Annotated in this window: 11 protein-coding genes and 1 pseudogene; 7 read left to right on the top strand and 5 right to left on the bottom strand. The window is 40.2% G+C overall.

The window, feature by feature from the left end:
* Both FFR48_RS02185 and FFR48_RS02180 read right to left on the bottom strand, forming a co-directional pair.
* A pseudogene (locus FFR48_RS02185) lies at nucleotides 1-128 on the bottom strand (helix-turn-helix domain-containing protein); the annotation flags it as partial.
* Nucleotides 124-540, bottom strand: a complete 417-nt coding sequence (locus tag FFR48_RS02180) for a hypothetical protein (RefSeq protein ID WP_201277560.1) — start codon at nucleotides 538-540, stop codon at nucleotides 124-126. The pseudogene FFR48_RS02185 and the gene FFR48_RS02180, both read right to left, overlap by 5 nt.
* A 370-nt stretch (nucleotides 541-910) precedes the next feature.
* Between FFR48_RS02180 and FFR48_RS02175 the strand changes: the two genes are divergently transcribed.
* Nucleotides 911-1,534 (top strand): TMEM165/GDT1 family protein, encoded by a 624-nt coding sequence (locus FFR48_RS02175; protein ID WP_096569084.1) that lies wholly within the window; start codon nucleotides 911-913, stop codon nucleotides 1,532-1,534.
* Nucleotides 1,535-1,631: 97 nt separating this feature from the next.
* On the opposite strand, the gene FFR48_RS02170 is transcribed toward FFR48_RS02175, so the two are convergent.
* The gene (locus FFR48_RS02170; RefSeq protein ID WP_137666213.1) at nucleotides 1,632-2,510 is read right to left on the bottom strand and encodes a tetratricopeptide repeat protein; all 879 of its coding nucleotides are present in this window, start codon (nucleotides 2,508-2,510) and stop codon (nucleotides 1,632-1,634) included.
* A gap of 398 nt (nucleotides 2,511-2,908) precedes the next feature.
* Here FFR48_RS02170 and patR point away from each other — a divergent pair, with 398 nt between their 5' ends.
* A complete protein-coding gene (gene patR, locus FFR48_RS02165; protein WP_137666212.1) occupies nucleotides 2,909-3,910 on the top strand; it encodes a heterocyst master regulator PatR in 1,002 nt (333 codons plus the stop codon).
* Here patR and FFR48_RS02160 read toward each other — a convergent pair.
* Nucleotides 3,876-4,025, bottom strand: a complete 150-nt coding sequence (locus tag FFR48_RS02160; RefSeq protein WP_162501830.1) for a hypothetical protein — start codon at nucleotides 4,023-4,025, stop codon at nucleotides 3,876-3,878. The genes patR and FFR48_RS02160 overlap by 35 nt on opposite strands.
* A gap of 48 nt (nucleotides 4,026-4,073) precedes the next feature.
* The gene (locus FFR48_RS02155) at nucleotides 4,074-5,243 is read right to left on the bottom strand and encodes a homocysteine biosynthesis protein (RefSeq protein WP_137666211.1); all 1,170 of its coding nucleotides are present in this window, start codon (nucleotides 5,241-5,243) and stop codon (nucleotides 4,074-4,076) included.
* A gap of 523 nt (nucleotides 5,244-5,766) precedes the next feature.
* Between FFR48_RS02155 and FFR48_RS02150 the strand changes: the two genes are divergently transcribed.
* The 5 genes from FFR48_RS02150 to grxC all read left to right on the top strand — a co-directional run bounded on the left by FFR48_RS02150 (nucleotide 5,767) and on the right by grxC (nucleotide 11,775).
* Nucleotides 5,767-7,344, top strand: coding sequence for a tetratricopeptide repeat protein (locus tag FFR48_RS02150; protein ID WP_137666210.1), 1,578 nt, complete (start codon nucleotides 5,767-5,769; stop codon nucleotides 7,342-7,344).
* Nucleotides 7,345-7,584: 240 nt separating this feature from the next.
* Nucleotides 7,585-8,910 carry an AAA family ATPase gene (locus FFR48_RS02145; protein ID WP_137666209.1) on the top strand — a complete coding sequence of 442 codons (1,326 nt, stop codon included), beginning with the start codon at nucleotides 7,585-7,587 and terminating at the stop codon, nucleotides 8,908-8,910.
* Nucleotides 8,907-9,527 carry a hypothetical protein gene (locus tag FFR48_RS02140; RefSeq protein ID WP_201277559.1) on the top strand — a complete coding sequence of 207 codons (621 nt, stop codon included), beginning with the start codon at nucleotides 8,907-8,909 and terminating at the stop codon, nucleotides 9,525-9,527. Before FFR48_RS02145 ends, FFR48_RS02140 begins: the two co-directional genes overlap by 4 nt.
* Nucleotides 9,528-9,606: 79 nt before the next feature.
* Nucleotides 9,607-11,343, top strand: coding sequence for a GTPase HflX (gene hflX, locus FFR48_RS02135; protein ID WP_137666208.1), 1,737 nt, complete (start codon nucleotides 9,607-9,609; stop codon nucleotides 11,341-11,343).
* A gap of 162 nt (nucleotides 11,344-11,505) precedes the next feature.
* Nucleotides 11,506-11,775, top strand: coding sequence for a glutaredoxin 3 (gene grxC / locus FFR48_RS02130; protein WP_137666207.1), 270 nt, complete (start codon nucleotides 11,506-11,508; stop codon nucleotides 11,773-11,775).
* Nucleotides 11,776-12,004: the final 229 nt, after the last annotated feature.

Genomic DNA, 12,004 nt, shown 5'->3' with positions numbered 1-12,004 from the left:
TGGCGATCGCTAATTTCAATTCCTAATTCATTGGCTAAATGTTTACTCAACCATTGAGCAGTCCAAGATCCAAAAGCATAGCCATATTCACGGGGACTATGAGTTACCAATTCTTTCAATCTTTCAACACTTAGTACCTCTACCCCAAGGTAATTTTTTGGGTCCACTAATAGCAGTATTTTGTATGCTTTGTTCATCAAATTCGCCAACTTCTTCTACCTTTGAACCATCGGGACTACAAGCCCAATACATTAAATCTACTTTACCATTAGAAGAGAAATTAGATAGAAAACTAACCATTGTTCTAGCTACTGGTTCAACAACATTAGGAGTACCGGCGGCCATAGCAAAAGCATTACCGACAATACCACTAACACCGTACATTTTTTTCATAGATGCAGAACCATCAAGAGCTAAACCCATCCTCACCCCTTCCAAGTCAGGAACAGTCAGAATAGTTGCAGAAATGTCAAGATCACCATTTTTTTGCTTGTAGACATTAACCTCACCAAAAGGCTCAACCACACTTTGTAACTGCATTATATTTATATAATTCCTCTATGTAAAATTAATTATTCCCATTATAAAAACAAAACAGTAATATTACCTTTAAATAGACTAAATCCGTTATATTTTTTTACAATTCCAATTTTCCTCAAAAACCCTTGACACCCAACGACAATCAAGGTATAATACGCATCAAATAGAAGGGGAGTAGCTGCTGGCAAAAGCCAGTGCATCTGAATCAACATACTGGTGATGAGCCTGGTTCAGATGGCGAATAAAAAAGTATTTGAAAGCGAGACCTTCACTGAGTTCACACAAAAACAGTGTGTGAGCTTCAGTGAGGTCATAAAAACTCTCATTAGAAGCTCCACACAGGTAAAAAATCCTACAGGAGCAACAGAGAGTGTTAACAGCCTTCACCGCAGGTTTATTATTAATTACCATATCCGAACTAGGTGATAAAACCTTTTTTATCGCCGTCATTCTCTCCATGCAGCACTCCAGAAAAATAGTGTTTGCAGGGGTAACAGCAGCCTTAGCAGCAATGACAGTATTATCAGTGATATTTGGGCAAATACTGTCAGTATTAACACAAGGTTCAAAAATATATGTACACTATGCAGAAATAGTATTATTTATCGCTTTTGGCTTAAAACTGCTTTACGATGCTTGGAAAATGCCAGCTAAAGCCGATGAAGAAGTGATGGACGAGGCAAAAGAAGCAGTAGAAAAGGCGGAGTTAGACAGTAAGCAGAAAAGTACCTGGTCAATATTACTGAAATCATTTGTATTAACATTTATAGCCGAATGGGGCGATCGCACACAAATAGCCACCATAGCCCTAGCAGCAAGTAACAACGCCATCGGTGTCACAGCAGGAGCAATATTAGGACATTCAATTTGTGCAGCGATCGCCGTCATTGGTGGTAAATTAATTGCAGGTAGAATTTCCGAAAAACAAATAACCCTCCTGGGAGGCATTTTATTTATTATCTTCGGTATCGTCGCCGCCATAGAAGGAAACTAGGAGACAGGAGGCAAAAGGCAGGGGAAGAAGCAGGGGAGCAGGGAGCAGGGAGCAGGGGGAAATTATTTGTATTTTTCCCAATGCCCAATGCCCATCCTCATGGACTCGGTGTACTTTCCGGTGATGCTGCGGGGGTAGGACTAGGCGCTGCTGCCTTGTTAATTTCATCTTTATACTGAGCAGGAGCTAAAGCCGTAGCACTATCAAACAAAGGTTTTGCTTCACCGAGCTTACCCTGTTCTTTTAAAAGCATCGCCTTTGCTAACACAGGACGAAAATCTTGAGGATCTTTTTTAATTGCTTGCTCGTATAAAGAGATAGCTTGAGTCTCATTTTTCTGTAAAGCGTAAACATTGCCTAAAAGTATCTGTACAGCAACAACATCAACACTTCCAGACTGAATGGAATTTGCTTGAGTTGCTGTAGATAAAGTTTCTTGTAACAAGCCAATAGCAGCTTCTGGGCGCTCTTGACTGAGTTGTAAATTTACCATTCCCTGTAAAGCCTTGAGATCACCGGGTTTGGTTGCTAAAATAGAGCGATAAGTTTGGGCTGCTCCTTCATTATCGCCCATTTGCTGCTTTGCTTGTGCTAGTAAAACCGCATACTCCGACTGCTGTGGATTCAATTTAGCCAACTTTTCCAAAGGTTCAATTACCGCTTGGATATCAGCATTTTTAACTTCACCTCTGCCTTTTTGACTGAGTAATTGTAACCTTGCTTGTAAAAGACCTTTAAGTGCAGCTTGATTTTCAGGTTCTCGTTGCAAAACTAGCTCCAAACCGCGAATTTCATCTGCTAACTTTGACTTTTGCTGAGATAAACTAGAATTAGTGGAGTTGCTGCTAGTATTTTGTGCTAAGGGTTGAGAATCATTGAAAGCCCCAATGATGGGTATAATAGAAACCCCAATAAACGCCGCAACTGCCAGAAGTAAGACAACCTGAATTATCCACCGATTACGTGGTTGAGACACAATTTTTTTCCTTTTGGTAAATTTGAGCGAAATAAATCGAAATTAATGAAATTAATATTTACACAAAGCACAAAGTTAAAATTTTCCAAAACTTTGCGGAATACGGTTATTTCACTGTGAATTTTATAACAAAAAACTATCTAGACTGTTAAAGTAAGTGATGACTTTAGGAGGAGCATTCAGAATTATAGCTATGCTATGCTTCCGAAACTAGAGTAAAGGCGCTAAATGACACATTTAGTCTCTAAATGAGAAATTTCGCGCCTTTGTGTTCGCACAACCCACTCTATAATGGCCAGATTAAAAGGAAATATACTTTTATCAGCCATAAAAACGCTCTTTCCATCTGCTTTTGTCAAATCCCATAATGGGATGTGTCTCCGCCGCAAGGAGTTTTTATGAATTCCGACCTGATGCCGTCTCCTGAATCTTCCAATTCTACAGCCTCTAACCAGGCTCCAGCTAAAATTGACTTAACAGCTAAGTCATCAAAACCGGATAGTTCACCTGTTAAACCTAACGAGAGTGATATTAATGGGAATTTGGCTCATCGCCAACAACCGATCCCACCTCCAAGCGAACCATTGCAATACCGAGCCATTGGTTTAGTCCGGGGGCGCTACTCTCCCAGCAGTGAACAGTTTACCCAAGGAACACTGATCACATCTGATGGTGTGGAGCTAAATGCCGTCCTTTTAGGGCGGATTATGAGTTTAGTCAAAAATCACCTGGACTTAGAAAAACAACATCTCTGGGTAGTTTATCCCCGCACCAGACAAGAAAATGACTCACTACACATCCAAATTGTTGGAGTTTGGGAACCAGAAAATCTGGCTAAAAATTCCCCAGATGAGGATGGCAAAAAATCGGGTTCACAAGCTTTAGAGAGACCCGAAAATGGTGCTGCCAAGAAATCTACTCGCCAAACTGCTGCTAAAGAAGAAATTTCCCAGCCCGTAAAAGCTTCATCAGAAATTCCTGATGGAGAATTTTCTGTGCGTGGTGAGGTAGTTTACCAATCTTTTGACGCTAAGAGTTTGGTAGTTAAAATCAAGCAAGCTCCACGGAAACCAACTGACAAACCCAAGTATTTTAAGTTGAAAATGCGGGGTGTGCTGGCTACCAAAGCTGTGGGCAAATTTTGGGATTTCAAAGTCAAGCGCGAAGCTGATGTATTGATAGTAGAAACTGCTGAAGCGATCGCTGATTTACCCAAAAAACGCAAACCACCATTCAAAGGTGGACCCCGTGCTGGTGGCAGAAAACCATTTCCCCCCAGACGCGATGGAGAAACTCCACGTCCCATCAAGAAAATAAGTGGGGAAACCTCTGCGGTGTCTAAACCTGTACCAAAAACACCTGCTCCTAAGCCAGTGAAAAAGCCGAAACCTCAAGAATAGAAACTGGGGACTGGGGACTGGGGACTGGGGACTGGGGACTGGGGAAGAAGCAGGGGAGCAGGGAGCAGGGAGCAGGGGGAAAATTATTTGTATTTTCCCAATCACCAATCACCAATCACCAATCACCCATCACCAATCACCAATCACCCATCACCAATCACCATTAAAAGTCTGTCCACCTGTCCTGGGGTAGAAAAGCTCGTTCACTAGGAATGGGAGCAACTGGTTCTGTGAGGGTAAATGTTCCAGCTTCTATCCATTGTTTCAACTCTACGGCTACTTGTCGTGAGAGAAACATACTGGCTAAAGGAGCAACTCGCACCGCTTTACCCTCTATGGGAATTTTTCCCGATTTTAGTTGAGCATAACTAACTAAACCAAAGGTGGGACGGACACGACGGGGAATAGAAAAGTCTACTATTGGCGCTACTAAATCTTGATCTTGGACTGCACAACGTTCAATTACTGTTTCGTTTAAAACCGGAAGTGGCACACCCACACCTAACATCAAAGATGGTCCATAACTTTTGAAGTAACAACCCCGCACCCACCGCGCATCCATTTGTTTGGCATCACCAATTAAGGCTAAAGTGGCCGATGGTCCAATGGGTGTTCGATTAGCTAACCGCTTTTGTAAGGGGAAATGCTGCGTACCTTCCCACGCTACATAACCTATTCCACCACCTAAGAAGATTTTTGTCCCAATTCCCACAAGTTGTAAATCGGGATCATTGAATAAGGGAGAAATTGCCCCAGGGTTGGAGTAAACTGCATTACCTAAACGGGGTTGGAGGGGTCCTAGATAGGTATGCAGTGGGCGATCGCCTCCATTTACCCCAATAATAAAGTTTTGATAAAGATTGCGCGGATTAAATAAATAAAATTGGTTGATAGTGTCACAGGTGATAGTAGTTTCAAAAGTTGCTCTGGGGTAACAGTCGGTAACTTGTCCTAAAGCCCTTACTTGTATAGGTTTACCTGCTATTAAATCTTCAATTACATGGCCTCCGCCACGTTCTCTCAGTTCTTCACCCTCTGTCGTTTCCACAGCACAACTAGCACCCAAGTATAAATCTACTGCACCAAATCCAGAATATGCTGGTACACCATCTAACCAACAGCGGCGAATTTTGATCGGTGGGTCAGTATGTCCTAAATTAATAATTGCACCGCTGGACTCCATTGGTTCAAAAGTGCCGGTGGTAATAACATCAACTGCTTTAGTAGCTTTGGTGATACCGATTTCCGCTACTCGTTTTTTCAGTTCTTCAACCGTCCAAACTACGGCGCGTTTTTGGTTGATTTTTTCATTAATTTCCGCAATAGTTCGCATTTTTATTAGTTATTAGTTATTAGTTATTAGTTATCAGTGGGAATAGGAAAATATAAATATAGGACTTACGCACTGTACAAATTCACCATGATGTGCATGAACGAAAATCCGTCGTTTCAGGCTTTTGGCGATTAACTTCCGATCAATAGCGAACTGCTTGCAGCAGCGCTTCGCTATCGCCCAAAAATAATTAAAAAATCACGTTAAAATGCCCGAAACCCATACCTCATATTTGGTTGATCCTGTCAATGCGTAAGTCCTAATAATATGTTTTTAGAAAAATTTAAGAAAGACAAATAGCCTGACATTAATATATTTAAGTGAATATACGGATACCAAATCAAAGAAAAAACCGTATTATTATGTAAACATTGATGTTTAAAATATTCCTTAAATTTTACCTTAACTTAAAGAACAGGATTATGATGATTGGATATGAAGCTCAAATACTAAAAAATAACCATAGTGTAAAATTTATATCTGACTTTGGATTTTTTACGCAAGCATCTACCATCAAATCTATATGATACTCAATAGCAGTAGCTGGGATGATGATTTACCTCCAGATCCCGAAGAAATATATCAAGATTTACTCTGCGCTCTGGATAGAAAATTAGGATTTGGGTTATATTTTGTACAATGTACTCCTGTGGAATCAGATTGTTTTATACATAAAATTCCCCAGGATCTTCCGCATAAAAATATTGCTGTATTACGCTTGCTAGAACCAGTGGATAAGCTATATCAGCAAGTAGCGAATTATATTCAAGGTCAAACAGTTGACATCTTATTAATTAAAGGTTTGGAATATTCCTTGTATAAATATGAAAAAAGAAACTTTGGCGAAATAACTGAAGGTCAGTTTAACAATTTAACTAAAGTACCACCAATACTAAATCATCTTAACCAACAAAGAGAAAGATTTAGGGATGATTTTCCCTTTTGCTTTGTATTTTTATTGCGTTCATTTTCACTCAGCTATTTAATCCATCGCGCTCCTGATTTTTTTGATTGGCGTTCTGGAGTATATGAATTACCGACTACACCAGAATTAGTTGAAGAAGAATCACGTCGTCTTTTACTAGAAGGAGACTATGAAAAATATCTACAACTTACTTCAGAAGGAAAAATTGAAAAAGTTCTAGAAATTCAAGAACTTCTGGCAGAAAAACATCAAACAGATAGTAATAGAGCAAGTTTGCTTTTTGAATTGGGAAATCTACTTTATTCTGCTGGTGAATATGAAACTGCAATTACACTCTATGAACAAGAATTAAAATTTAAACCTGATGATCATTTTGCTTGGTACAACCGTGGTCATGCACTCTTGAATTTAGGATGCGACGAAAAAGCAATCTCATCTTATGAAAAAGCTTTAGAATTTAAGCCTGATGATCCATATTTTTGGTACAACCGAGGTAATGCTCTGCTGAACTTAGGACGTAATGAAGAAGCACTTTCTTCTTATGAAGAAGCTTTAAAATTTAAGGCAGACTACCCATATTTTTGGTATAATAAAGGTAATGCACTACGAAATTTAGGACGCAATGAAGAAGCAATTTCAGCTTATGACCAATCTCTCAATTTAAGACCCAATGATTGTTTTACTTGGAATAATCGTGGTATCGCATTTCGGAATTTAAGCAGATATGAAGAAGCAATTTTTTCTTATAAACAAGCTTTAAAAATTAAACCTGATGACCACTATGCTTGGTACAATTTGGGTATCGCACTCCGCAAGATAGGATGTAATGAAGAAGCTGTTTTCTCTTATGATCAAGCTCTGAAAATTAAACCTGATGATCACTATGCTTGGAACAATCGAGGTAATGCACTGGATGATTTGGGACGTATGGACGAAGCTCTGTTCTCTTATGATCAAGCATTAAGAATAAAACCTGATGATAAATATGCTTGGTACAATAAAGCTTGTTGTTATGCTGTTCAAGGTAGTATTGAGCAAGCACTAGAAAACTTGGAGCAAGCAATTAATCTCAGACCTGAAGAGTTTGCAACAATGGCCAACGCTGATCCTGATTTTCATTGTATTCGAGAAGATGCACGTTTTCAAGATTTAATACGTAGGGGTATGATGAATTAAATTTGATTAATTTAAAATTAAAATCTTTTGGTGAATTTATTATGAAAATATTTTTTGATCAGGTACTTGCATTTGTCGTCCATATATGTGTATACATTTTTGCTAAAATTTTCACTGTGGAGATTTTAAATATCTGACATTTTTAGCTTCTGACATTAAAATTATATCGCTTGCTTGTTATTGCTGACTTCATCTAACTTTTTAGCATCATCAGAACTGCATCAACTAAGTTGTTTACCTATGTCCAACAATACTGAATTACTCAAAAACCTCTATAATTCTTTTAACCCATTCCAACCCTTACCCGCAGGTGATCCTAACTATGTAAACTGTCAAGATGTGCGAGGAGAAGCAGATATTTTAGAAGAATTGGGAAATCGTATTCAGTTAGCAAATCAAAATACTTGTCAATTATATTCTGGACATAGAGGAGCAGGTAAATCTACGGAATTACTCAGACTCAAGGAATATTTGGAAGCAAGACAATGTTATGTAGTGTATTTTGCTGCGGATGAAGAAGATATAGATTCAGAAGATGCTCAATATACAGATATTCTCTTGGCTTGTACTCGGAGATTACTAAAAGATTTACGCGCAATTGGTAATCCTCAACCTGTGCTTAATTGGCTCAAAGATCGTTGGCAAGATTTGAAAGATTTGGCGCTAACTGAAATTCACATCGAGGATATGAATGTAGAAATGCAAATTAGTCAGTTTGCCAAATTAACAGCAAATTTAAGAGCAGTACCGGCACTAAGGCAGCAAATACGAGAAAAAGTTAATCCCCATACAGTGACTTTGATTAAGGTTTTAAATGAGTTTATCGCCGATGTGAAAAAGCGCCTACCTGCTCACTGCACCCAACTGGCAGTAATTATTGATAACTTAGATAGAATGGTGTTAGTTCAAGATGGCGATCGCACCAATTATGAAGAAGTTTTTTTAGACCGCTGTGAACAACTGAAAGCCTTAGATTGCCATTTAATCTATACTGTACCCATTGCTATGGTCTATTCTGCCAGGGCTACAGACCTGCGTGATATATATGGTGATCCGCAAATTTTACCAATGCTAATGGTACGCACTCCTAGAGGAGAAATATATCAACCAGGGCTAAAAAAAGTTAAAGAGGTCATTTCCCGGCGCATCAGGCAGTTTGCACCAGATAAACCACTAGAAACGGAAATATTTGACAGTTCTCAAACCCTAGAACGACTTTGTTTGATGAGTGGAGGTCACGTCAGAAATTTGCTATTGTTGACTCAGGATGCCATTGGACGCACTCAAGATTTGCCAATTTCCGAAAGAGCAGTTCGACGCGCCATTACTCAAGCTAGAGATACTTACCGCCGCGCTGTGGAAAACCATCAATGGAGTTTATTAGCAGAAGTCTCCCTTTCTAAGCGTATCATCAATGATGATCAATATCGGAGTTTGATGTTTAATCGCTGCCTGTTAGAGTACCGCTATTTGGATGAAGAAGGGGAGATGCAGCGTTGGTATGATATTCACCCACTGATTCAAGGTATTCAGGAATTTAAAGAAGCTGTAGAAAATCTCCCATGAATTTAGATTTTAGTGACTGGGATCAAGACGTACCCCCCGAAGGATACGAAGAATATCAAACTTTGCTCAACGCTCTGAAACGCAAAAACAACAATGAGTTTGGCTTATTGTTTGTTGAGTGTAAACCCCTGGAGACTGAGAAAATTTTTTCTCGGATTCTCCATGATATACCAGAGAAAAAACTAGAAATTTTACGTCTATTTGAGCCAGTTAATACTTTATATGAGCGAGTTTTAAATCTCTACATAAATAAGCAATTTGATATCTTATTTATTAAAGGTTTAGAATATTCGCTCTATAAGTATGAAAAAGAAAAGTTCGGCGAAGTCACAGAAACCCATGCTCATGATTTAAGCAGTTTTCCCCCAATTTTAGATCACTTAAATAAACTGCGAGAGAGTTTTAGAGATAATATTCCCATTACGTTTGTTTTTTTGGGGAGACCTTTTTTAATTGATTATTTTATTCATCGCGCCCAGGATTTTTTTGATTGGAAATCATCAAATGTCTTGAAGTTAACAACAGTACCAGATTTAGACTTAAAAGCATCAGCTAGTAGTTCTGGGTGGAAGTCACAAGTCCCTGTTTCCGAACAGTATTTCCGTAGCTTATGGTAAACTACGGACTGACACCGTTTTTGTTAAAATAAAAATATAAAATAATTCGGGGGGGCCAGTTTACTGGTCATAAGCGCCTATAGAGACTATCTTCGGAAATCTCCAAGGTTTAAAGTCCAGCCAGCTCAAGCAACTACAGCGGCTGTACCACCAGCGTATATCGGGCGATCGCATGACAACACCGGAGTTCGCCCAAAGGCTGGCAGCAATTAGTACGGAAATAAATCAACCTGTATGTGCCTATCTCAACCGTCGCGGACAAGTGATCCGGGTAGGAGTAGGCAATCCACGTCAAACCCAAATCCCACCCCTAGAACTGCCCCGTTATGGTGCAGAACGGTTGAGCGGTATTCGTTGTATAGCCACCCATCTCAAAGCAGAACCACCGAATGAGGCGGCACTGACAGCAATGGCGCTACAACGTTTAGATGCTCTAGTAATGCTGAATATTACCGGCACTGGATTTACCCGTCGGGGTGGGGGAGCGACTGGGTACGTAAAAGAAGCTTATTTGGCGCATTTGGTAGCTAATAGCAGACAATTAGTTTTAACTCAGTCATCAGGAATGAATATTCCAGATTCAGCCTTATATTCCAGCGTATCGCCACCTCTGAGTTTAGATGCGATCGCCGAACAGGATTTTCTGGACTTGGTAGAAAGTCTAGAAGAAGAATTTCAGAGAGAATATATTGCTCAAGAAGTAGACGCTGACCATGATCGCGTGGTTATAGTCGGGGTACTAACCGATGATATGACTCCCCAACGATTTCAAGACACCATAGCCGAACTAGCAAGGCTAGTAGATACGGCTGGGGGTGATGTCTTGCAGGCCTTACAACAAAAGCGATCGCGCATTCATCCTCAAACAGTAATTGGTGAAGGTAAAGTCCAAGAAGTAGCTTTAACCGCCCAAACCTTGGGAGCAAATTTGGTAGTTTTTGACCGTGACCTTTCACCCGCTCAAGTCCGCAACCTAGAAGCGCAGATTGGTGTCAGAGTTGTTGACCGCACAGAAGTGATATTAGATATCTTTGCCCAACGCGCCCAATCTGGTGCTGGTAAATTACAAGTTGAACTAGCGCAGCTAGAATATATGCTGCCAAGACTCACCGGCAGAGGCCGTGCCATGTCCCGACTAGGGGGTGGGATCGGGACTCGTGGACCTGGTGAAACCAAATTAGAAACAGAACGGCGAGCAATTCAAAGAAGGATTTCTCGACTACAGCAAGAAGTAAACCAATTACAAGCTCATCGTTGTCGGTTAAGGCAACGGCGACAACATCGGGAAGTTCCTTCAGTGGCCTTGGTGGGTTATACCAACGCGGGCAAGTCTACCTTGCTCAACGCCCTCACCAACGCGGAAGTATATACAGCCGACCAACTGTTTGCCACACTTGATCCCACCACCCGTCGTCTGATTATTCCTCATGCGGATACAAATGAACCCCAGGAAACCTTAATCACAGATACTGTAGGGTTTATTCATGAATTACCAGCTTCTTTAATGGATGCTTTCCGCGCCACCTTGGAGGAAGTCACCGAAGCAGATGCCCTACTACATTTAGTGGATTTATCCCATCCTGCCTGGTTAAGTCATATTCGGTCAGTTCGGGATATTCTTGCCCAAATGCCTATTACTCCCGGTCCGGCATTAGTTGTATTTAACAAGATCGATCAAGTCAATAGTGAAACTCTGGCTTTGGCGCAAGAAGAATTTCCTCTAGCGGTGTTTATCTCCGCCAGTCAACGTTTAGGTTTAGATACTGTACGCCTACGCCTGTCCCAGTTGATTCAATATGCAGTAGACGGCGGTTGAGCTTGAAAATTGAGCTTGAAAATTGAGCTTGAAAATTGAGCTTGAAAATTTTAGATTTTGGATTTTGGATGATTTGCTGGTAGCTCTGGCATTGTTCTGGCCAAGGATGAGACAGAAGCTACCTTTTATAATTGAAAAGTATTTGCTCAACTTGAGGATGTTATGACTGCCAAAGTAGAAATCTACACTTGGAGTACCTGCCCATTTTGTAACCGTGCCAAAAACCTACTATTAAATAAAGGCGTTGATTTCATCGAATACAACATTGATGGAGATGAGGTAGCAAGAACTGAAATGGCTCAAAGAGCAAATGGAAAGCGTTCTCTGCCTCAAATTTTTATCAATAATCATCACATTGGTGGTTGTGATAATCTTTACACTTTAGACAGTACAGGCCAACTAGATACTCTTCTTGGAGGTTCTAAGGTTTAGGTCAAGCGTCTTGAGACTCCCCCACCAACCTAACGGTGTAGCGGGAGATTCAAGTTTTCTTAGAAACCTGCTTTTTGGAATTATTAGAATATCCCCAGCAGCGTTTACAGACGTTTCATTTGAATACTGGCATCCTTAAATCAGCTTTGCCCGCAGTTCATCACCCGTTAAACCTTGGGTTGTAACGTGATTTTTAGATCCATAACAATTAAATTTTTTTTGATAATTG

Source organism: Sphaerospermopsis reniformis (assembly GCF_005402885.1).
GTDB classification, from domain to species: Bacteria; Cyanobacteriota; Cyanobacteriia; order Cyanobacteriales; family Nostocaceae; genus Sphaerospermopsis; species Sphaerospermopsis kisseleviana.
The sequence above is the reverse complement of the archived record's forward strand: the minus strand, read 5'-3'. Positions and strand labels throughout refer to the sequence as shown.